General features: G+C 51.1%; 24 protein-coding genes. 4 read left to right on the top strand and 20 right to left on the bottom strand.

Features of this window, described 5'->3' with window-relative positions; translation table 11 throughout:
• Positions 1-353 precede the first annotated feature (353 nt).
• The 3 genes from FE784_RS23675 to FE784_RS23665 form a co-directional block, all read right to left on the bottom strand.
• Entirely contained in the window at positions 354-1,130 is a 777-nt protein-coding gene (locus FE784_RS23675; RefSeq protein ID WP_139604730.1) for an MBL fold metallo-hydrolase, read from the bottom strand.
• Positions 1,131-1,279: 149 nt separating this feature from the next.
• A complete protein-coding gene (locus tag FE784_RS23670; RefSeq protein WP_139604729.1) occupies positions 1,280-1,876 on the bottom strand; it encodes an AAA family ATPase in 597 nt (198 codons plus the stop codon).
• 11 nt (positions 1,877-1,887) lie between these two features.
• Positions 1,888-2,253 (bottom strand): VOC family protein, encoded by a 366-nt coding sequence (locus tag FE784_RS23665; RefSeq protein ID WP_139604728.1) that lies wholly within the window; start codon positions 2,251-2,253, stop codon positions 1,888-1,890.
• Between the two features lie 204 nt (positions 2,254-2,457).
• On the opposite strand from FE784_RS23665, the gene FE784_RS23660 reads away from it, so the two are divergent.
• On the top strand, positions 2,458-2,868 hold the full coding sequence (locus FE784_RS23660; protein ID WP_139604727.1) for a peptidase inhibitor family I36 protein: 411 nt from the start codon (positions 2,458-2,460) through the stop codon (positions 2,866-2,868).
• Between the two features lie 159 nt (positions 2,869-3,027).
• On the opposite strand, the gene FE784_RS23655 is transcribed toward FE784_RS23660, so the two are convergent.
• The 5 genes from FE784_RS23655 to FE784_RS23635 all read right to left on the bottom strand — a co-directional run bounded on the left by FE784_RS23655 (position 3,028) and on the right by FE784_RS23635 (position 9,081).
• Entirely contained in the window at positions 3,028-4,329 is a 1,302-nt protein-coding gene (locus tag FE784_RS23655) for an ABC transporter substrate-binding protein (RefSeq protein ID WP_139604726.1), read from the bottom strand.
• A gap of 326 nt (positions 4,330-4,655) precedes the next feature.
• Entirely contained in the window at positions 4,656-5,636 is a 981-nt protein-coding gene (locus tag FE784_RS23650; protein WP_139604725.1) for an ABC transporter permease subunit, read from the bottom strand.
• A complete protein-coding gene (locus tag FE784_RS23645; protein WP_139604724.1) occupies positions 5,629-6,540 on the bottom strand; it encodes an ABC transporter ATP-binding protein in 912 nt (303 codons plus the stop codon). The genes FE784_RS23650 and FE784_RS23645 overlap by 8 nt, the downstream gene beginning before the upstream one ends.
• A 12-nt stretch (positions 6,541-6,552) precedes the next feature.
• On the bottom strand, positions 6,553-7,347 hold the full coding sequence (locus FE784_RS23640) for a GDSL-type esterase/lipase family protein (protein WP_139604723.1): 795 nt from the start codon (positions 7,345-7,347) through the stop codon (positions 6,553-6,555).
• A 417-nt stretch (positions 7,348-7,764) separates the two neighbouring features.
• Positions 7,765-9,081, bottom strand: coding sequence for a D-alanyl-D-alanine carboxypeptidase family protein (locus tag FE784_RS23635; RefSeq protein WP_176706463.1), 1,317 nt, complete (start codon positions 9,079-9,081; stop codon positions 7,765-7,767).
• Between the two features lie 130 nt (positions 9,082-9,211).
• On the opposite strand from FE784_RS23635, the gene FE784_RS23630 reads away from it, so the two are divergent.
• Entirely contained in the window at positions 9,212-9,523 is a 312-nt protein-coding gene (locus tag FE784_RS23630) for a hypothetical protein (protein ID WP_139604722.1), read from the top strand.
• A 255-nt stretch (positions 9,524-9,778) separates the two neighbouring features.
• On the opposite strand, the gene FE784_RS23625 is transcribed toward FE784_RS23630, so the two are convergent.
• The 3 genes from FE784_RS23625 to pdaA all read right to left on the bottom strand — a co-directional run bounded on the left by FE784_RS23625 (position 9,779) and on the right by pdaA (position 12,163).
• Positions 9,779-10,279, bottom strand: a complete 501-nt coding sequence (locus FE784_RS23625; protein ID WP_139604721.1) for a hypothetical protein — start codon at positions 10,277-10,279, stop codon at positions 9,779-9,781.
• A gap of 117 nt (positions 10,280-10,396) precedes the next feature.
• The gene (locus FE784_RS23620) at positions 10,397-11,197 is read right to left on the bottom strand and encodes an undecaprenyl-diphosphate phosphatase (RefSeq protein ID WP_139604720.1); all 801 of its coding nucleotides are present in this window, start codon (positions 11,195-11,197) and stop codon (positions 10,397-10,399) included.
• Positions 11,198-11,383: 186 nt separating this feature from the next.
• On the bottom strand, positions 11,384-12,163 hold the full coding sequence (gene pdaA / locus FE784_RS23615; protein ID WP_425465562.1) for a delta-lactam-biosynthetic de-N-acetylase: 780 nt from the start codon (positions 12,161-12,163) through the stop codon (positions 11,384-11,386).
• A 154-nt stretch (positions 12,164-12,317) separates the two neighbouring features.
• Between pdaA and FE784_RS23610 the strand changes: the two genes are divergently transcribed.
• Complete coding sequence (locus tag FE784_RS23610; RefSeq protein ID WP_425465561.1) at positions 12,318-13,082, top strand: divergent polysaccharide deacetylase family protein; 765 nt, start codon at positions 12,318-12,320, stop codon at positions 13,080-13,082.
• Positions 13,083-13,190: 108 nt separating this feature from the next.
• Here the strand turns inward: FE784_RS23610 and hisA are convergent, their stop codons facing one another.
• From hisA to FE784_RS23575, 7 genes are all read right to left on the bottom strand, one after another.
• On the bottom strand, positions 13,191-13,946 hold the full coding sequence (gene hisA, locus FE784_RS23605; protein WP_139604719.1) for a phosphoribosylformimino-5-aminoimidazole carboxamide ribotide isomerase: 756 nt from the start codon (positions 13,944-13,946) through the stop codon (positions 13,191-13,193).
• 45 nt (positions 13,947-13,991) lie between these two features.
• On the bottom strand, positions 13,992-14,342 hold the full coding sequence (locus FE784_RS23600) for a hypothetical protein (protein ID WP_139604718.1): 351 nt from the start codon (positions 14,340-14,342) through the stop codon (positions 13,992-13,994).
• Between the two features lie 132 nt (positions 14,343-14,474).
• On the bottom strand, positions 14,475-14,792 hold the full coding sequence (gene trxA / locus FE784_RS23595) for a thioredoxin (RefSeq protein WP_139604717.1): 318 nt from the start codon (positions 14,790-14,792) through the stop codon (positions 14,475-14,477).
• 53 nt (positions 14,793-14,845) lie between these two features.
• A complete protein-coding gene (locus tag FE784_RS23590) occupies positions 14,846-15,238 on the bottom strand; it encodes a group-specific protein (protein ID WP_139604716.1) in 393 nt (130 codons plus the stop codon).
• A gap of 67 nt (positions 15,239-15,305) precedes the next feature.
• Positions 15,306-15,740, bottom strand: coding sequence for an RrF2 family transcriptional regulator (locus FE784_RS23585; protein ID WP_139604715.1), 435 nt, complete (start codon positions 15,738-15,740; stop codon positions 15,306-15,308).
• Positions 15,741-15,812: 72 nt separating this feature from the next.
• Positions 15,813-16,103 (bottom strand): hypothetical protein, encoded by a 291-nt coding sequence (locus tag FE784_RS23580; protein WP_139604714.1) that lies wholly within the window; start codon positions 16,101-16,103, stop codon positions 15,813-15,815.
• 56 nt (positions 16,104-16,159) lie between these two features.
• On the bottom strand, positions 16,160-17,818 hold the full coding sequence (locus FE784_RS23575) for an ankyrin repeat domain-containing protein (RefSeq protein ID WP_176706462.1): 1,659 nt from the start codon (positions 17,816-17,818) through the stop codon (positions 16,160-16,162).
• 261 nt (positions 17,819-18,079) lie between these two features.
• On the opposite strand from FE784_RS23575, the gene FE784_RS23570 reads away from it, so the two are divergent.
• Positions 18,080-18,310 carry a hypothetical protein gene (locus tag FE784_RS23570; protein WP_139604712.1) on the top strand — a complete coding sequence of 77 codons (231 nt, stop codon included), beginning with the start codon at positions 18,080-18,082 and terminating at the stop codon, positions 18,308-18,310.
• Positions 18,311-18,418: 108 nt separating this feature from the next.
• On the opposite strand, the gene FE784_RS23565 is transcribed toward FE784_RS23570, so the two are convergent.
• Entirely contained in the window at positions 18,419-19,357 is a 939-nt protein-coding gene (locus FE784_RS23565; RefSeq protein ID WP_176706461.1) for a GNAT family N-acetyltransferase, read from the bottom strand.
• A 269-nt stretch (positions 19,358-19,626) separates the two neighbouring features.
• Entirely contained in the window at positions 19,627-20,307 is a 681-nt protein-coding gene (gene rpiA / locus FE784_RS23560; protein ID WP_139604710.1) for a ribose-5-phosphate isomerase RpiA, read from the bottom strand.
• Between the last annotated feature and the right edge of the window lie 32 nt (positions 20,308-20,339).

Genomic DNA, 20,339 nt, shown 5'->3' with positions numbered 1-20,339 from the left:
CCTCACTTGCACGCTCGTTGTTCAGTTTTCAAGGAGCAATTAAGCTCGAAGTTTTGTTCGAGCTCGTCCGCTTGTTCAGCGGCCGGAATTACAATATATCACGTTCTTGCCCAACATTGCAAGCGGAAGTTTTCCCCGCTGCATCCCTACAACATGATTGCATACTATCTACCACGTTGGCGGATTAATAATATAACATGTTGTGGATTTGAATGCAACTGGACGATTCCTCCATCTACTATTAAACGAAAAATCTTGTCGTGAAACAAAAAAATACTTTTTATTAACGTAATTTTAATTTACTGTAGGGTTAGGGGGTTAAAGACCACTAACGGCGGTTACCGTACAACCCATCAGCGATCTATATATTTCCCATGCTCGGGGATAGCAAGACGATCGAAGTCCTGAGCCAGAATGCGAAGTCCCTCTATCAGCTCCACTCCGTACATAGGTACGCCGTGACCGGTGACGGCAACAAGCGGATCGAGCGCTTCCAGCCGTTTGACCGATGCCCATGCTTCATACCATTTTACCGTAAAATACGTTGGAGGACCGTGAATTTCTTCTTTTTGCGTAATAACGGCAAGAGCGGACTCCTGTTTCACGGTAATAAATGCGTCACCGGCGATCAGCATCCGATCGGACTCTCTGAAGAAGGAAACATGACCGTCCGTATGCCCTGGAGTATGGATCCACCGCCAACCGGCCATATGCGGAACCGTCCCGTCGACTGGCAATGCTTGAACCCGATTTCCAAGATTAATTCCTTTATGAGGGTATAAAGGCGAGATTCTCGCCATGAGTCCGCCGCCGACAGTCGGGTCGGGCTCCGGGTAATCTGCTGCGCCCGTTACATAAGGCAGTTCTTTTTCATGAGCATACACGGGCACGTCCCACAGCTCCAATAAATCTTGAAGCGACCCGACATGATCGAAATGGCCGTGGGTTAGCACGATCGCCCGCGGCTTGCCGGAGCGGAAACGCTTCTTGGCGGTTTCCGCAATCGTATCGGCAAACATTCGAACTCCCGCATCCACCAATACCCAATCATCGGTATCCGGATTTCCTACAAAAACTACATTCGCGATCAATGTTCTTGCATACAAAATATCGTGTGGCAATTTGTGCATCTCGCATCCCTCCGTTTCATCGATAGGTTGTACGAAGTAGTTGGAACTATGCGACAAAGCCGACCGGAGTTTGTTCTTGATAATGCTCTCCGACACGTCGTCCCGTAAGTATTCCGCCCATACCGTCCGGCTTCTGGTTTCAAATCGGATCAGATAAAATAGCGGATATGCTTCAGTTGGGTAACGACCCGCTTTATTTTTTTGGCCAATTTGCCGCTGTTGTCCGGTGCCAGTTCAAGGCCGCACATTTGCGCAATTTGTTCGGCGACTTGTTCGACAGACAAAGTATCGGTATCCAGGCGAGGCAGGAATGCAGCGTCCGATAGCCCCTCCATGCATCGATCTATATGCTGCGCTCCCCAGGAGTTTTTAAAATCCCCCCTGCTTTTCAAACGCTTCAGCAACGTTTCCCGCGATGCCCATAGAACAAAATGACGGACCGGCAAGCCGTCATCCCTCAGCCTGCCGACAATCTCGTCAAACACACGGGGAATCACGACGGTCATGGGAACGATAATAACTCCATTGTATTCGGCAGCAATCTGCTTCAATAGAGAATAGTTGATTTGCCTCCATAAAGGGTAATCTTGAAAGTCATATTTCCGAATCTGCTTCGGAATGTTTTTGTTTAAGAAAAAACCGATACGTTCGGGATCATATACGTAGGAATCGGCAATTCTTCCGTGCAATTCGTAGGCGGCTTGCGTTTTGCCGGAGCCGAATGCTCCATTGATCCAAATGATCATTGCACGTCTCCTTACGACTTGCTTGCTTCCGAAATATGCCAACAAACGCCGGCCGGATCGATAAGATTGATTTCCCTTTTGCCCCACGGATATACGGTCGGTTCTTTCAGCTTGATCGGGTACTTCCGTTCCAGATCGAGGGATTGAAGATGCTCCCACCATTGATCCAAATCTTCAACGGCCAAATCGAGCATATAGTTGTCCTGCACCTCTCGATTATGAAAATTTTGCAGAAAAAACTCCAGCTCTCCTACCCGAAAAATGGTTAATCCGTCATCGGAATACAGCTTCGTAAAACCCAACTCCTCGAAAAACCGTTGAGCCAGCGTATAATCTTGTCCGGACGGGACGAATGGGCGAAGTTTGACGGCTTTCATGGGCGTTCCCTCCCTGTTTCGATTTAGATTTATTAGTAGTTCTCCATCTTATTACCCGTTTCCTTCCCGTCAAAGCTGCGATACTAGCAACCTGTCATATGGCGAAAGCCTTTTTTGCATTTTTAATAGGTATATCGTCTTTGCGTACAAACCATTGGATCACGAATCTCATAACATATATCAATCTCACAGGGAGGTGTTCCTATGAATAAACCGATAAGAAAACCGGCTGTCAAAAAAACGGCCGTAACGCAGCTGCTGCCGCGTTTGACGCTTTGGAGCGATGCCAATTTCTCAGGCCGGCGCTTGAGCTTTCGCGGCAATCTGGGCGTCCGCAGTCTGGTAGATTTCAATTTCAACGACGTATTGTCCAGCTTCACTATTGTCGGAGGCGCCAACATTACGCTTGTGCTTTTCTCGGACATTAACTATCAAGGCAATCGCCGCGTGTTCCGGGGACCGACCGACGTTTCATTCCTAAACGGCTTCAACGATGTGACATCTTCGTTCGTCATGTCCCGCCGCCGGTTGTCGAATGCAGAAATCAACCGGATTCAGAACCGCAACTCGGCTCCGAACAACTTTGCCGAAGTTTTGAGAAGACGGCGCAAATAGGACCGGGAATTTCCGGAAACAAAAAAAGGCAAGGAGAAAGCAAAGCCAGTTCTGCATGCAGACGGGCTTTGCTTTTTTCTACGAAAGTTCGCTTGGATATAAACAGTCCGCAAAATTCCGAATCGGGAAAAACTGCGCTTAGTCGCGCTTTAATATGCCTTATTTCAGTTCGGACAGCTTCTGAGTCGCCTGTTCCTGGATCGTCCGAATAATGGAATTGACGTCTTTGCCGGCCGCAATATCTTTCCTTGCCGCTTCCGTATAGAAGCTTACGGTACCGTCGAATTTCGTAATGACAGGCAGTCCCGGCTTCGTTTTGAACAGCGCCTGTACGTTTTTGCCTTGGAATTCGGGCAGCTTGGAGCCGTAAACTTTCTTGATCTCTTCATTTTTCAATACGCTCGGCGTGCCGAATTCGCTCATCATTTTCTGAACCTCGTCCGAGGTGATGATCTTCAGTACTTCCAACGCCGCATCTTTGTTTTTGCTGACATTGGAGACGGCCAGCAAATGGATATCCACCGAGCGGCCGCGCCCCAAGCTTTCTCTAAAGTTCGGCAAAGATACCATATCCCAGTCCATTTTGGACAGCTCCGCCTTGGAATTCACTACTTGCAGCGCCCATACCGGCAGCATCGCGACATTTTTATCCTTGAAGAAGCCGTTGGCGTTGTAGTCGTATTTGCCGTTGTTGACATATCCGGGAACTTCATACGCCGCTTTGAACATGGAGAAAATGGTGCGCCAGTTGTCGGTATCTATCAACGGCTTTACCGTTTTCACGTCCGCATAAGGCAATGACAAGCCCGATGCGACGTCGGCCACTCTGCCAGGATCGAAACCGATGTAATTGACTCCGCCGTCCGTTCGGGTCAACCGTCGTCCGAGCTCGATAACTTCCTCCCACGTCATTCCATCCTTCGGATACGGCACGGCAAATTTATCGAATATCGTCTTGTTATAAAGCATCACGCCTACGTTGGCGGAGAAGGGTACCCCGTATACCTCCCCTTTCTCGCCGAACATTTTGATCGCGTCCATGAAGATGGGGTCGATCCGGCTCAAATCCAGTCCGTGCTGCTTGATCAAGCCGTTCATGTCGTGCTGGAGCTGCAAATTCATATAAGTCGGGAAGCCGACATTGCTGCCGTAATAAAAGTCGGTAAAGTTTTTGGCGCCGACAAGATCGTCGATCGTAGAGCCTTTGTCATGTTTCACGACCTCGAACGTCACGTGCGGCAGCTTCTGCTTGAGCGGTCCGATGATGAATTGCTGCAGCCGTTCGTCCGAAATGTTGTTAAAGTGATTGTACATCGTGACCGTCACCGGCTCCGGCGGTTTCACTGCAGCTCCCTTTGCCTCCGGAACGGTTTCATTCGGTGCGGTTCCCTGACTGCCGCAACCTGCAAGAACGCCTGCCGCCATGACGGACGGCAGCAAATATTTTATGGCTGACTTCATCAAAAATGCCTCCCCTATTTTTTCGAAATGCCCATTCGGCCCTAGAAACCGTTTTCAGTGATATCATAACTTGACAGGAGGGGGAAAGCTTTATTCAAATGATCGTTTTTTTTGTTATCCGGTTTGTTAAGTTGTTCGTTTCATTTATACTTTCGTACGGATGTCTCTTCACCTCTACACGGATACAAATGACTGCGGACGTTGCTGCCGCTAGGTGAAACGGGACATAGAGCCGCTTTTTTATTTATACTTTTGCGTTTTACGGGAGTAAAAAGAAAAGAAGCACTGCCGTGGCAATGCTTCTCATCAAATATTGCATATGCGGTCTAATATACATCCCGTCTTGTAAACGAGACGAAAGAAATAACCAATGCCGCCGCACCCCAAGCCAGCAGCACCGACAGCGAGAAGCCGAACGACATCCCTTCGATAGGCGGCGCCGCATCCACCAAGTAGTCAATAAGCTTCATATTGACCATGAACAAATATTTAGCCGATTCCCATGATTCGACCATCGAGTTAAGAATCGTTCCGGCTATAAGACAGGAAAGCATAATCCCCATGACCGCCGCTGTACTGCGCACGAGGACCGACAGCATAAAAGTGATCGTGGCGACAACGGTCGATACGAACCAGGCCAAGCCTAGCCCCATCAAAATAAACTGCCATTGAGGAACCTGCCGCACGCCCGATGAGTCAAATAGCCCCTCATTGACCGAGAACCCCATCAGGACCGGCGCGGTCCACCCCCGGAAGCCGAACACCAGTCCGGAAATAACGGCCGACAGCAACCCGAACAGCGTAATGATCAACGAAACCGAAAGAAGCAGCGCCAAATATTTGCTTAGCAGTATTTTCCACCTTCTGACGGAGCGCGTCAGCAGCGCTTTCATCGTCCCGCCGCTATGCTCGGACGACACGAGATCGGCGGCAATAACCATCATCATCAAGGGCAGCAGCAGATTGATGCTGTTTTCCACAAAGCCTCTTACGAACGTCGGGGCCCCCGGCTCGGATGGATTAATGTCATAGTCCAAGTAGTATTTTTGCTGGGCAACCCGTATTTCCAGCTCTTTCCGCGATTCCTCTGTCGTTCGGCTGCTGTTGATCCGGTTCTCCCAACTTGCGATCCGCTGCTCCAGGGCAACTCGCCAATTCACGTCTCCGAACCGTTTGCGGTTTTCTTCGGCTTGCCGATACTGCGCGTAAGTAAACACGGAAATCAGGACACCGATGATGAGCGTGACGACCAGCAGTTTTCGCTTGCCGGTCAGCTTCACCATTTCGTTATAGACGAGATTAATCAATTCGGTGTCCTCCCGTCAGCTCGATGAACAGATCCTCCAGAGAGGGAAGCTTGCGACTCATCTCCGATACGGTCACTCCCGATTCCACCAACACCCGATTCCATTTGCCCATCTCTTGCTCGATATAGGGAGTCGTTACGATCTCCCCTTCCGCCTTGACCGATCCGGCAAGCCGCTGCAAAATTTGAATGCCTAACGGCTGCGGAGACAGCCGCCAGCTTACCTTCTCCTGCTCGGCCAACAGATTTTGCACGGTGCCTACTTGAACGATACGGCCTTTGGAAATAATGGCGACCCGGTCGCACATCAGCTGAATTTCGCTGAGCAGATGGCTGGACACCAGTACGCTCAAGCCTTCCTTCTCGGCCAAATACCGGATGAATTCCCGCATTTCCCGAATGCCGGACGGATCCAGTCCGTTGGTCGGTTCATCCAGAATCAGCACCTTCGGACGGCCTAGCAACGCTTGTGCGATCCCCAGCCGCTGTCGCATCCCTAGCGAATAGGTTTTGACCTTATCGTGTATCCTCGCGCTCAGTCCGACCAATTGAACGACTTCCTTAATGCGCTCCTCGTCAATTCCATCCGCCATCCGGGCAAAATATTGCAAATTGCTCCATCCGCTCAAATATTTGTACAGTTCCGGATTTTCCACGATGCAGCCCATATTCACCATCGCCTCGGGAAACTGCTTATCGATGTCGTAGCCGCAAATGCGAATTGTCCCGGCCGTAGGCTTGATCAATCCGACCAGCATTCGAATCGTGGTCGTTTTCCCCGCTCCGTTCGGGCCGAGAAAACCGAATACTTCGCCGCGTCTTAGCTCGAAGTCGATGCTTTCGATAATTTCCCGTTTTCCGATCACCTTTTTCAAGCCTTGTACCGACAACGTGATGTCACTCATGGACCTCACCTCCTACCAAGCGATTAATGAAGCAACTCTGTCTCCGATCAAACGATACCCGGCGGCATTAGGGTGGAATAAATCCCTCGCCAAATAATCCTGCACCTTCAATTGAAACAAATCGAATGTGGGAACTACGACAGTTTGCGGATATCGACCCGCCACCTCTGCCGCTTCATAGTTCCAGTCTCTGACGATTTTGCTCGTAGCCTCGCTATCCTTCAAAGCGATGAACGGGTTGTATAATCCGATCAGAAAAATTGTCGCTTCCGCATTATCTTTGCGAAGCTGCTGGAAAATCGTATCCAGCTGACGCAAATACTCGTCCCGAATGCCTTGAATATTTTTCGGATCCAGATTGTCCAACGTTTCGCCGCCCCGAAACAAATCATTCCCGCCGATACTTACGAGGATGGCGGACGCCGCTTGAACTTGACTCTTCATCTCGATTTGCTGAAGCTGCGCGGCCAATTGAGCGGATGTTTGTCCGTTGATGCCGTAATTGTCCGCGACGACCGGCTGCTTCGACTTCGTCTTCAACTGATCCGATACATAGCCGACATAGCCTTTCCCTTCCGGATCTCCGGTCCCTCTGGTCAAGGAATCCCCCAGCGCAAGCAGCCGGAAGCTTGCTTCCTCCGCCTCCGTCTGTTTGGGCGGCTCCGCCTTGGCCGTGACAGCGATTGCAGGCGGAGCCTCTGCGGCATCGCTGAAGTAATAACCCAGTGTCAAACCAAGTCCGCCTATCCAGAGCAATCCGAATACGGACGATACGATCATGAGCCACCGAATCGATCTCTCTTTCATCGCGCTCCTCCTGACTCCCTATTTCCTTATCCCCATAGCCTAGCATACGAAGCTGAAAAAAATATTAAATCATGAATAAAAGATGATTCAATCCGACCGTGGAGGGGTAATCATAAACAAGTGGGAAGTGGTGATTATACAAATCAAACAGCGGTATAGATCCTGCAAGGATCCATGATCCGAAAGGTTGATGGTAATCATGAAATCCATGATAAGGAAGAAACGCTTGAAATGGTTTCGTTTCCTGTCCGGTAAAATTCCCTAGTAATTGGAAAGCGGCATAATTGAATAAGTCCGATATAATCACGTGTTCCCACATCGAGAGCCCTGCGTTTACAACGCAGGGCTCTCACCATGATCGTATACGAAAAACCCCCGGCCATAGAGGATTGAGGTCGGGGGTCCCTCATCAGACTTTCAGCGAAAAAAATGGATGATTCCATGGAATAAATCGGCGTGGAAGTTCATAATAGCGCGGAACATCAGCCTGATCCAGCTCCCCCGGTTAACATCTTCGGCCGCTACCAGTCGGATCTGATGATCTTTCCCATTATAGGTCACCGTTAACGTTCCGAGAACGGCCCCTTGCTTGATCGGGGCAAGCCGTTTGTCCGGCTCGCTTTGCTCCGCTTTTTGCACGAATTGATCATCCGCGGTACCCTTCTTGACGACTAGGGCCAACTCCTTCTCCGTCACTACCGGTACGGTCGGCTTGACTCCTTTTCTCAAATTCGCCGTCTGCATCGCGGCAATCTCGGTCTTGCCGGCCACTACCGTCTTCAGCTCGAAATTGGCGAAGCCGTAATCCAACAGCTTTCGAGTCTCGTCGAAGCGCTCCGCTTCCGTTCGCGTTCCCATTACGACGCTAATCAGCCTCATGCCGTTACGGACCGCCGTTCCGGTGAAGCAATAACCGGCTTCGTCCGTATAACCCGTCTTCAATCCGTCCAATCCGGGGTAAGCATATTTTTTGAAATTCGCGACCGAGCTGTTCCCCTCCAGCATCCAGTTCCAGTTGATCATCGGACTTTTGTCTCTCTCCCGCAGCTTCAAGGAAGTGGTTTTGGCGAATTCGAGCACCTCGGGGTGATCGTTCACGATCCGGTAAGCCAGTGTCGCCGCGTCTCTGGCCGACATGACGGTATTTTCCGTCCCGTCATAGAAAGGAGCTCCCTCGACGTCCTTCAGATCGGTTCTGCTCAGCCCGGTTGCGGTGGCGAAATGAGCCGTCGCCATGCCCAGCTGCTTCGCCTTCTCGTTCATCAGCCTGGCGAAATCCGCCTCTGTCCCTGCCACATGTTCCGCCAACGCGACAGTCGCGTCATTGCCCGAATAAATGGACATCGCCTGAAACATTTGCCTGACTGTCAGCTTCTCGCCATTCGCCAGCAGATCGCCCGAACCGGGCACTTCGGAGGCATACTTGCTCGTCGTAACCGGATCCTCCCATTTGATTTTCCCGGATTTTATCTGCTCCATTACGATATATTCGGTCATCATTTTCGTCATGCTTGCAGGCGGCAGTGCCTGATCGGCGTTCCGCTCGAACAATATTTGACCGGATTGCGCATCCATCAGTACGGCCGATTTGACATTGAGCGTTAAATCCGCCGCTTCCTCCGCTAACGCCCGATCGGGGCTATTGATATACAGTTGAAGCAACATGACGGCGGACATCATAATGGATACGTACCGTTTTACCCGACTGAACCGTTTCAACTTCCACACTCCCATGCCTCTTGTTTTCCTGATAGATTCAACATTAAAATAATATAGTGGTTCGCACTGCTCAAAGTCAACTTTTTGCCGATGAAATAACCTTTGCAGACGAAGCGATGGTTCGAATAAATCAGGAGGTGCAAGCATGGTCGAAAAGGTCGAGGAGACGTTACGAACGGCGCTGAACAACTGGAACGCCATGTCGGGAGCGGCAGGCGATGAAGCCGAGTCGACCGCCGAAGCGTTCGAAGCTTCGTTCTACAAATTCATCGACGCCTTGCGCGAATGGGTGGAAGGGCTGCAGGATCGGCCGCAAACATTGGAGCAATACATGGAGCTGCCTCTCGTCAAAACGATTGTAGACCTCCTTCCGGCTCCGCTCTATTTGAATTTCGAGACTGAGTCCGAGCTCATACTGGATAACATAACGAGGATCGACGAGGATAAAGTCGAATAGGACGGGACGTACGGTTTCGTTACGGTCACGTTCTATACACCTCCTACATCCTCCATTTATTGAATCGGCGCTTTCATCGATATCACTTCCGTTTCACGGGTTGATTTCCGAATGAACTATGTCATATACCGCCAGCGACGTACGAAACTACGAAGATCTCACCGCATCGGGCCAATTCCGACGAGTACAGGCATAACGTATTCAGGCAACAAAAAAAGCCGCGATAGCGCGACTGTTTTGTCTGCTTCTTGCCGCTCAAACTTCCCTTCTCTTCCCGACCATCAACAACGCGCCGGCCAGCAAAATAGCGATAGCCACGATCGGTTGACCCGCCAATTGATTGAGAAATGCTCCCGCAGAAAAAATAATAAAGAACAGGACGGATAACACGATCAAAATATTGATCGGGATAAGCAGCCATTTGTTGCGGCTACCGAACCAGTAAAACTCGAACAGTCCGACCGCGACCGCCATAATGAATCCCGGCCACATGTACTGCCAACTGTCAAACAGCATGGCGATTTGGCACACGATCCCGGCCGTAAATAGTATTCCTCCGGGTATCAACAATCCGACTCCTTTACGGCCAACCATGTAGAAGTACATCCAATGAAAAAACAAACCAAGCGGGATAACGAACAAGCTCGGCCAGAAATAGGCGAATATCGAGCCCGTATCGAACGTTTCTCCCCGGTTCAAAAACAAGAACGCGCCCAAAAGCATTAGAACCGCTCCTACGATCATTCTGAGTCTCATGTTACCTTCTCCTTCGCATGGATTCGCTTCCTTCATATTACCATCGCTTATCGCCAATAGTCCTCCGGCTTGGGGTCAACCGATCACTGGACCAAGGTCCAGTATTCATAAGCTCCATCACAAATACAGCACGATAAAGAACAGAACGGCCAGCGCAAACCGGTAATAAGCGAACCACGACAGCCGCAGCCGTTTGACCAAGCCCAGAAACGTGACGATCGCGATCATGGCTACGACAAAAGCAGTCGCCAGACCGGCAACAAACAACGGAATATCGTCTATCGTCAAAAACTCCCTGCTCTTGTACAATTCATAGGCGGACGCCGCAAACATGAGCGGTACCGAGATGATGAACGTAAACTCCGCCGCCGCCTTTTGGCTCGTTCCGAGCAGCATGCCGCCCGATAGGGTGGAACCGGAGCGGGAGAAGCCCGGCCATACCGCCAAGCATTGAAAAAGCCCGATTCCCAACGCCTGCTTGTAAGTAATATCGTCCATCGTCTCCGCTTTCACCGTTCCGCCGAACCTGTCCGCTGCAATCATCAGGATACCGCCAGCCACAAGGCCGACAAGTACCGGAGTCGGGCCGAATAAATGCTCCTTCATATACCCGTAAATCGTAAATCCGGCGATCAGGAACGGGATCATGGCGATAATAACATGGAATATATTTAGACCCGTACGTTTCAAGCCGTTAGGGGGAATGGACATTACCAGACCCCAGAATCGTTTCCAATACAAAACCAATACGGCCAATATGGCGCCTAGCTGAATAACGACCTTGAACGTCGAGGCCGTGTCCCCTTCAAATTGCAATAAATGGCCGGTCAGTATCAAATGTCCCGTCGAAGAAACGGGTAAAAATTCCGTCAATCCTTCTACGATCCCCATTATGATCGCTTTGAACAAGTCTGTCAAAACAAACAACCTCCTCAACTAATCGACAATATGTATACTATAGTTCGACGAGAGCTCCGCAACCATTGAAAACCATTACAATAACGCGTCTAGAACCTTACATTGTTGTAAGCCTCAAATTGCCTGAATAAAAAAACCATGTCCGCCGAGGGACATGGTTCGCTCTATTTGGAGACAACAGTTTATTTACGACTGCCGCTGATCCAACCGCTTGAATTCGTAACCTTGCTCCTTGGCGGCATCGATTATGCTGCCCATCGCATCGGCATTATCTTTGGAAATGGAGTGAAGCAATATTATGGCTCCGGGATGCAGCTGACTGACCACTTTATCGTGAGCGTACTTCCAGCCTCGCTGCTGCTTAACATCCCAATCTACGTAAGCGATAGACCAAAATACGTTCGTATAACCAAGCTTTCGGCTGACGGCCAATGATCTGTCGCTGAATATCCCCCGGGGCGGACGCAATAGGTTCATCTCCTTTTGCTCGGTTAGCAGCGATACCTGCTCTTTTACCCGGTTTAGCTCATTTACGATCCGATCGTCGGAAATTTGGGTCATATCGGGATGGCTCCAGGAATGGTTGCCGATCAAATGCCCTTCCCGAACCATTCGCTGCATGAGTTCCGACTGAGTTTGAACGTAGTGACCCGTAACGAAGAAAACGGCCGGTACCCCTTTCTCTTTGAGAACGTCCAATATTTTGGCCGTATATCCATTCTCATAGCCGTTGTCGAAAGTCAAATACAATTCCTTTTTGGAGCTGTCCGCCATGAAGATGGCCCCGTGCTTGCTCAACACTTCCTTAAAGCCTTCTTCGTCGATTGAAGCGGGAAGCCCGTTCCTGCTTTTCTTGAAGCCGAAATGATAAGGCGAGTCGTTCGCGACAGCTGCGGCAACGGCGCTGCAACCTGCGAGCAGCGTCAAAAAGACCGTTAATTTGATAATCGCGTTCATGATTCGCATCGAGTCGACACTCCTTCTGGTATCCAGTGACCGGTATTGGTGTTTATTATTTTCGATGGATACCGATCCGTAACCCTGTCATTATTTTCCTGGAGTTGCACAGTCTCGATATGCAGAACCTGTACCTAAATGCAGCCAAAGGAGAACGATCAGCGTGGGGATAAAGAAAGTATTTTGCTGCGTATGCGCGATCATCTCATCCCTGTTGCTCTTTCCGCATGTCATATCCGCGAATGGCACTGATGAGCCGGTTGTAAGAAAAGCCGCGATCGTGATTGACGACTTCGGCAATCGGATGGCGGGCACGGAAGAAATGATGAACGTACCTTTTCAGATTACGGTAGCGGTCATGCCGTTTATGCCGTCTACCAAGCAAGATGCGGAAGCGGCTCATCGGAAAGGGCATGACGTAATCGTACATTTGCCCATGGAGCCGTTGAAAAGTCACAAAAGCTGGATGGGTCCGGGTGCGATTACTTGCGATTTGCCCGACGACGAAATACGGAAACGCGTCCATGCGGCGATCGACGACGTCCCGCACGCCATTGGGATCAATAACCATATGGGATCGAAGGCGACTGTCGACGAGCGGGTAATGCGGATCGTATTGGAGGTTTGCCGCGAACGTGGATTGTTCTTTCTGGACAGCCATACGAATTACAGAAGCATCGTCTCGAAGCTTGCCCAAAGCCTCGGGGTGCCTTGCATTGAAAACCACATATTTCTGGATGATGTCAAAAGCAAGCTGCATGTCTCGAACCAGATCAAATTGCTGCAAAAGCATTTGAAGGATCACGACAAATGCGTAGCGATCGGTCATGTCGGCGGCGGCGGAAAAATAACCGCAGAAATGCTGCGGCAGCTGCCGGCTGCAATGGACGGAGTTCAGTTAACGGGCGTTTCGAAACTTTTGCCCTAAGCTGACGGATAAAAAAAACAATAGTCTTGGATCGGGAATCCGCGCGGCCGTTCAGCACGTGTTCCTAATCCAAGCTATTGTTTGTTCGGATGACTATTGGGCCCGTAGCTACCCTTTCCATTTGACGACATCTTCGTAGGCTATCGAGCCGCCGAAAATATCGAGCGCGCTGCCGATCGTCAGGTCGATTTTGCCTCGTCCCAGTTCGTTGACCAGCTGCAAATCCGATAATCGGGATACTCCGCCCGCATACGTGGTCGGAATCGTGACCCATGCTCCGAGCTTCTCGACCAGCTTCGTCTCAATCCCCCGGCACAATCCCTCGACATCTACCGCGTGAATCAAAAATTCCGCGCAAAAGGTGGACAAATGATCCAGATTGTCCTTCGTAATCTCAAACGACGTAAACTTTTGCCAACGGTCGGTTACGACAAAGTAAGAATCTCCCTGCTTCCGACAGCTTAAATCCAATACGAGTCTTTCTTTGCCGATTCGGCTTACAAGGCCGTCCAGCCGTTCGAAATCGATTTCCCCGTCCTTGAACACATAGGAAGTTACGATGACATGACTGGCGCCTTCCTTCAAATAAGTTTCCGCATTGTCGGCATTAATACCCCCGCCCAGCTGCAATCCGCCGGGGTAGGCACGCAAAGCGGAAACCGCTGCCTCTATGTTCCCTGGTCCGAGCATAATGACATGACCGCCCGTAAGACCATCCTTGGCATACTGACGGGCAAAGTCGGCCGATGACATATCGGACTCGAAATTCGTGACCAATGCTTCCTTGCTTCCATCATGCAGACTGGAACCGACAATCTGTTTCACTTTGCCGTCGTGAAGATCAATGCAAGGTCTAAACTTCATGTTTTACATCCTCTCGATGAACGTATTCGGACTTAGAGTATACCATTATTTGTCCTCATCGCTCCAATCCGCCACTTCCCCGACGAACACCATCTCGATATCTTTTCCGTCGTTGTCCCATGGACGGCATGAACAATTGCCGCAAGCATAATGCGCGTCCTGCGTATCACCCAAAATTTCCATCTCGCATTCGGGACATCTCCATTTGTATTTCACCGGGGGCTTGATCACGATGCCCATGATTTGCCGGTACTGGTCCAGAACCTCTTCGTAAGCTTCATAGCGACCCCAAAGGCGTTGATATTCGTGTTCGGGACTGTTCAGATCCGAATCCATCTCCAGCTTAAGGGCAGACAGCTTTTGCTGAACAAATTCCAGAAACTTGTCATTCTCCACTGATATCCTCTCCTAATCCGAGAATCTCTCGCATTGCTCGTCCCATGTTCAAATCATAACACAAAAAGTCCGGAAATGATTTCCGGACTCCGAGTTTTTTCGGCAAATCTGCTCGCTCATTTGATCATCCACTCAGCTCAGGTGCTGTCTTACGGCCGCTTCCAGCTCGGCCAACGGACGAACCCCTACATAAGTAGCAACATCGACTCCGTCTTTGAAAATTTTTAACGTCGGAATGCTCATGATACCGTATTGGCCCGCCGATTCCGGATTATCGTCCACGTTCACTTTGGCAATCGTTACGGCGTCGCCGACTTTCCCGCTAAGCTCCTCGAGGATAGGCGCAATTATTTTGCACGGCCCGCACCAAGGAGCCCAAAAATCGACAAGCACCAGTCCTTCTTTGATCGTATCCTGAAATACCGCATCCGTAGTGTTGACAATAGCCATGTTTCTCCACTCCTTCACGATCTGTTTATTTACATCCGCTATATGCGAAACGTTCAGACGTCCATCGGATCTTTGGGTGCCATCCCGATTAGTCTGGAACGTACGTTGTTGGTTCCGTATTGCTTTTCGGTCGATCCGGCCGTCGTCGGGGAAAGGGTGGCAAGCTTGGCGCTCAGCTCTTCGAACCAGTCTTGATCGCGGGTCAGAAGCGACAGCTCGATCAAGCTGCGCAGCTCCTCCCCGGTCGACGGAACGGATTCCGGCAGCTTCTTCACTTTGGAGAGCACCGTTTCCACAGACGTCCCTACCGTTTGTTCCCGGTCGCACTGCGTCACCCAGACTTTCAAAACGCCGCCTTCGTGGATCGACTCGACATAACCGATAAACTTCTCATCCGTTTGGGAAACCCCGCTGATCCAATCGCCAATTCTCACAGTCGCATTCATACCGATACCCTCCTTTTTGGAAAAAGCCCTACTGTCACATTATAAATAACAGATTAATCATAAAACATCAAGTCGTCGATTGCTGCCGTGCAGCCCGTACCCGCTCAAGCACATCGTTGATCGTGATTCGCTGCAAATACATAATAAGCTGTTCCTCTGCTTCGCAGAAAATATGATCCATCACCTCCGCCATGTTGCAGGCGACCATGCAATTGTCGTCTCCGTTTCCGGAACACCACGACGGCTTGATCGAACCGATGGATGTAGCGCGGAATATTTCGGCCAACGTGATCTGCTCCGGGCTGCGGTCGAATAAATAGCCGCCGCCGATTCCTTCCTTCGTCCCAACGTAGCCTTGCTTTTTCAGACAGCTCATTACTTTCCGCACACGTGATGGATGGGTATTCACATTATGGGCGATCATCTCGCTGGTAGCCATTCGATCCGGCTGATAGGCCAAATAAGCCAAGCTGTGCACCGCAATCGTAAATTCGCTGTTCACCCGCCGCGCCTCCTCCTCCGTGTGTACTGTTATTATATTTGTAACAGTTGAAATTGTCAACTGCGGCGCATGTCATTTTAACAGCAGCAAATAGAACGGATTGCCGTCATTCAGGTATGCCGCATCGTACATCATTAATAGGAATGGATCTTCAAATTCGATATCGATTAAGTCGCAGCAAGCGAATCCGAGCCCGGTTAGCTTTCCTTTAGTCACTATGGCGCCGTTGCTCTTTTCCTTGCGGGACGATGCCGTAGTAACGATACAAGAAGTGTAATATCGGCTCGGGTCGGGAAGCGGCTTCATCAGCTCGTCTTCGATACGCTTGCTGCTTATTCCGTCAGAAGTCAGGATTAGCTTCATCGTTTCCTGCTCGAGAGGCTGCTTTATGTGCAGCCTGCTCCGGGCTTCCATTCCGGCTATAAAGACTTATTATCAAGCAGCGAGACGACGTCCGCATGCCCTTTTCGTCTCGCCCAGGCGAGCGGACGCGCCCATGTCGAATTGGCGGGCAGGCCGGGATTCGCTCCCTTTCCCAGCAGAAACCGGACCATCTCCGTTTGCCCGAACTTCGCCGCCCATCCGAGCGGGGTAGTCTCGTATTCCGTGTCGATCGCATCCAGTTTGGCCCCGTACTCCAAGAGCATCCGGGCAAACGGGATGTTGCCCAGCCAAGCCGCCCGATGCAGATACGTAACGCCTTGCCAGTTCGCATTATTCGGATCGGCTCCGGAATCCAGCAAATACTTCACCATATCCATGCCGGTGTCGACGGCGTAGCCGATATAGTTGTTCGCGTACCAGGGAGCATTTAAATCCGCTCCGTTGCGTACGAGCATTTTGACGATATCCATATGTCCGTATCCGGCTGCCATACAGAGAGCACCGTAATCGCCTCCGGCGTTAATCGAAGCGGGATCGCCTTTAATAATTTCGGCCGCCAATTCGATTCTCCCTATCCAGCATGCGGAATCGAGAGTCATCGAGGCCCCGTGCGCATACAATAGGCTCACTAATGCATCGTTGCCCTTCCTCATCGCATTGCTGACAGGGGTTCCCCCCGCCTCCACGGTGGAGTTCGGATCGGCTCCTTGCTCCAACAGCAGTTTTGCGCATTCCAAATGATTGCCGATTACCGCGGCCCAAAGCGCGCTGCCCTGCGGTGCGCCTCTCTCTTCCGCCTTCGGGTCCGCCCCGTGATCCAGCAGCAGCTTGACCGTAGCCGCATGCCCTTGCTTGGCGGCATAGCTGAGCGGTCTTTTGTCCACCGAATTTTTCATATTGGCCAATGACGCATCCGCCTGCAGCAGCAAAGCAACGTGATCGGAATCGCCAACAGCTGCGGCGGTCCAAATATCGTATGCTTCGCTGCGGGCAACCAGATAACCGGCCAGAAACCACTGGTTGCGCATCGCCAGCGGACTTAAATCCCGGTTCGCCCGAAACCAATAATCGCCGTCGATAGCCAAATGAATCGGTGTCGCCCCGTCGGCCCTCTTGGCTTGCAGGTCCGCGCCGCGGCGCAGCAATTCGTCGATCAATCCGGATTGACGGGTGAGCACCGCCCAGTGCAGCGGAGTATTGCCGCGTTCGTCGCCGCTCCGGATCAACTCCGGATCCTCCTCCAACTGTCGCAGCGCCCGTTCGTTCTGACCGGATTTGATCAACTCGGCTACCTTGCTGCCGGAAGGCGATGTTTGATAGTTTCGCGCCAGATGACGCTCCAAAATATCCGCAATTTCTGCATAGCCCCGGTCGAGAGCTTTGGTCAACGGCGTGTCCTGCCAGCCTAACGTTTTCTCCGTAGCGTCGGCTCCGTACTCCAGCAGCTTGCGGACGATCTCGACATGTCCGTACGTGACGGCGAAGTGAAGGGGCGTAAAATATCCCCACATGCTGTTGGCAAGGCCGGAATCTTTCCTCAATAATCGTTCCAGCGCTATGACGTCTCCATCGATACTGGATTTGAAAATATGCCATGCGTCGTCTCCGTGCTCAGCACGCAAACCTTCGGGCGGGATTTTCCTATCGTCGTGTTCCGATGAAGGTCCTTTGGCTCGATTCTCCAACTCGTTCATCCTTCCCTTCCGTTTTGTAATTCGCGGAATACAGGCACGATCTGCCGGATGCTGACTCCATTTTACCATACCGTTTCCGATTTATGGGATACGTATAACGGAACAGGCCGCCGAAATCGGCTGCCAGGCTTTTTACACGGCTGGATTTGGAATACGTTTTACTTTCTCGCTCGCCGATTTCGAATCGAGCCGATTCGACATAAACGCCCGGATCGATTCGAAAGCTATAGCATACCGGCAAATAGATGAGGAGCATGGAAGATGAGATTTGTCACAGAGACCAGACTTAAGCTTCTGGAGGAGTTGTTGGGAACAATGCCGGATCCGAATGACAGAAGTTATGCGCTTCATCTGCTGAATTCGATCCGTGCCGATATCGATGAAAACTATGCTGAAATCGGGAGACCGATTCGCGTAACCGGTCTTAACCGACAAGCAGACGACAAACCTTCGTCTGTAGTGATTTTGGAGAACGAGCCGTTCCGTCCATGACGGTGCGGAAAACAAACGAAGCCCGGCCGCAAGCGGCGAGGCGTCGTTTAGTCATTTCCACATTTGGCTTATTGCTCGATTTGACGGAATAGGGCAGAGTCAGCGCTTCTATTCTTTCTCCATCAACATTAAATATTGCTCGTAATTAAGCGTAAAGCCCGCTTCCTCCAAAGCGCGGATCGGTTCGGGACTCGCCATGGACAAATCCCCCGTTTTTCGGATGCAAGGCTCGTCGTAAGGGCCGTACAATTCGGACAAGAGCAGCCTGAATAAACGATCGCGGTCGCCGAAATCCGGGCTCGTCTCGCATTGGCGAAGCACGACGGACTTCAGCTTGCCGTCGGCACCGCGCACTCTGCGGAAAAGAGCATATCCGACGGCCTTGTCCTCCTTGTCATAGGCGATTAAAGACTCGCCCGACTTCATGTTGTGCCACATGCACCCCCATGCCGCTTTATCGCGATAGAACGACAAAGTCGAAACGTCAGCAGGCTTTCCGTATTCGAGCCGTATGCCTTCCGGCGCATCTCCTTCAAGGAAAGGCGAAGGAAGCGCTCCCTCTCGCGTCATCCCGATAATACGGTCCGCGATCCGGAATCCGCCTCTCTCGTATGCCGTGACAGCGGCAACGTTGGTGGCGACGACCTCCAATACCGCACGGTCCGCTTCCTGCTCCCGAATGACCCGCCCCGCCTCCTGCATCATCAGCTTGGCCAGGCCGTACCCGCGGTATTCGGGAAATACTCCGGTTCCGCCGTTCCAAGCCAGCTTCTTGCCTTCCGCCGTCTTGATCGCGATAAATACGAAGCCGACCGGCTTGTCGTCCGCATAGCCGACAATCGACAGCTCGGGTCGGATCCCTTCTGTTCCGAAGCCGTCCAACAGCCGGTCCAGCGCTCCCGGTGTCGGAGCGGCCGGAAGCGGAAAACCCGGATAATGCTTCCTCATCTCGTCATGGTATCCTTCGAATCCTCTCTGCCTTAGCTCCAATGCTTGCTCGAAGGTGCACTGGCTCAATCTTCCCAACCGGATAGCCGGCTTTTCCATTAGACCGTGACCCCTTTCCATAGTTGCATCCCATATGAATTTCACATCGATCTTGACGTCCCATACGAATAGGAACTACGGTCATTGTTACCCGATACGCTCAAAAGGTCAATACTTGATTTCCAAATCCGCGCAATTTATCCGAGATTTATCCCGGGAACCCCATGCCGTACAAATGCGGACCAGCGAATCGGGAGCACCGGAGATACCGGCTCTCAACAATTTCATGTACGGCTCGTCCTCGCCGAAGAGGGGAATTATTAAATGACTTACTTCGCTTTGCCAGAATTCAGCTCTTTCACCGTCCCGTCTTGGCAGCCGACAATTACTCGACTGGCCCTATCGATGAATAGTCCGTTATCGATTACGCCCGGTATATCGTTGATCTCTCGATGAAGCTCGCGGGGCCGGACAATCGATTCGAAGCTGCAATCGACAATAAAATTGCCGTTATCCGTCACAAACGGGTTATCGCCGGAAAGCCTCGGCTTCACAGAACATCCAAGCCCGCTTAATCTTCTCATTGTCCATTCAAATCCGAATTTGACTACCTCCACCGGCAACGGAAATTTTCCCAAATGGCGTACCAGCTTACTCTCGTCGGCGACGATAATAAGCCGCTTGCTCGCATCGGCGACAATCTTCTCCCGCAATAGTGCACCGCCGCCGCCTTTCACCAAATTCCATTCGGGATCGACCTCGTCAGCCCCGTCAATCGTTAAATCGATGGATTCGACTTTCGAGAACGGGATCAATGCAATACCGAATTCCTTGGCCAAAGATTCGGTTTGAACCGACGTAGCAACGGCTTGTATGGAAAGTCCTTGCTTGATTTTCTCGCCCAGCCTCGACAAGGTCCAGTAAACGGTTGAACCTGTACCTAGCCCGACGATCATTCCGTCCCTTACATAATCGACCGCTCGCTCCCCGGCTATTTTTTTGGACTCCATTGCCATTCCCTCCTATCCCGGTATGTGATCTA

The organism is Paenibacillus hemerocallicola (assembly GCF_006265175.1).
Classification (GTDB): Bacteria; Bacillota; Bacilli; order Paenibacillales; family NBRC-103111; genus Paenibacillus_AB; species Paenibacillus_AB hemerocallicola.
The sequence above is the reverse complement of the archived record's forward strand: the minus strand, read 5'-3'. Positions and strand labels throughout refer to the sequence as shown.

What these genes read in the sequence shown, in the direction of transcription:
- pdaA (WP_425465562.1), bottom strand. Translation starts at nt 12,163, where the DNA reads ATGCGAATCATGAACGCGATTATCAAATTAACGGTCTTTTTGACGCTG.
- FE784_RS23665 (WP_139604728.1), bottom strand. Translation starts at nt 2,253, where the DNA reads ATGAAAGCCGTCAAACTTCGCCCATTCGTCCCGTCCGGACAAGATTAT.
- FE784_RS23565 (WP_176706461.1), bottom strand. Translation starts at nt 19,357, where the DNA reads ATGGAAAAGCCGGCTATCCGGTTGGGAAGATTGAGCCAGTGCACCTTC.
- FE784_RS23580 (WP_139604714.1), bottom strand. Translation starts at nt 16,103, where the DNA reads ATGAAGCTAATCCTGACTTCTGACGGAATAAGCAGCAAGCGTATCGAA.
- hisA (WP_139604719.1), bottom strand. Translation starts at nt 13,946, where the DNA reads ATGAAGTTTAGACCTTGCATTGATCTTCACGACGGCAAAGTGAAACAG.
- FE784_RS23670 (WP_139604729.1), bottom strand. Translation starts at nt 1,876, where the DNA reads ATGATCATTTGGATCAATGGAGCATTCGGCTCCGGCAAAACGCAAGCC.
- FE784_RS23575 (WP_176706462.1), bottom strand. Translation starts at nt 17,818, where the DNA reads ATGAACGAGTTGGAGAATCGAGCCAAAGGACCTTCATCGGAACACGAC.
- trxA (WP_139604717.1), bottom strand. Translation starts at nt 14,792, where the DNA reads ATGGCTATTGTCAACACTACGGATGCGGTATTTCAGGATACGATCAAA.
- FE784_RS23625 (WP_139604721.1), bottom strand. Translation starts at nt 10,279, where the DNA reads ATGAGACTCAGAATGATCGTAGGAGCGGTTCTAATGCTTTTGGGCGCG.
- rpiA (WP_139604710.1), bottom strand. Translation starts at nt 20,307, where the DNA reads ATGGAGTCCAAAAAAATAGCCGGGGAGCGAGCGGTCGATTATGTAAGG.
- FE784_RS23645 (WP_139604724.1), bottom strand. Translation starts at nt 6,540, where the DNA reads ATGAGTGACATCACGTTGTCGGTACAAGGCTTGAAAAAGGTGATCGGA.
- FE784_RS23590 (WP_139604716.1), bottom strand. Translation starts at nt 15,238, where the DNA reads ATGAATGCGACTGTGAGAATTGGCGATTGGATCAGCGGGGTTTCCCAA.
- FE784_RS23640 (WP_139604723.1), bottom strand. Translation starts at nt 7,347, where the DNA reads ATGAAAGAGAGATCGATTCGGTGGCTCATGATCGTATCGTCCGTATTC.
- FE784_RS23635 (WP_176706463.1), bottom strand. Translation starts at nt 9,081, where the DNA reads ATGGGAGTGTGGAAGTTGAAACGGTTCAGTCGGGTAAAACGGTACGTA.
- FE784_RS23630 (WP_139604722.1), top strand. Translation starts at nt 9,212, where the DNA reads ATGGTCGAAAAGGTCGAGGAGACGTTACGAACGGCGCTGAACAACTGG.
- FE784_RS23675 (WP_139604730.1), bottom strand. Translation starts at nt 1,130, where the DNA reads ATGCACAAATTGCCACACGATATTTTGTATGCAAGAACATTGATCGCG.
- FE784_RS23660 (WP_139604727.1), top strand. Translation starts at nt 2,458, where the DNA reads ATGAATAAACCGATAAGAAAACCGGCTGTCAAAAAAACGGCCGTAACG.
- FE784_RS23570 (WP_139604712.1), top strand. Translation starts at nt 18,080, where the DNA reads ATGAGATTTGTCACAGAGACCAGACTTAAGCTTCTGGAGGAGTTGTTG.
- FE784_RS23655 (WP_139604726.1), bottom strand. Translation starts at nt 4,329, where the DNA reads ATGAAGTCAGCCATAAAATATTTGCTGCCGTCCGTCATGGCGGCAGGC.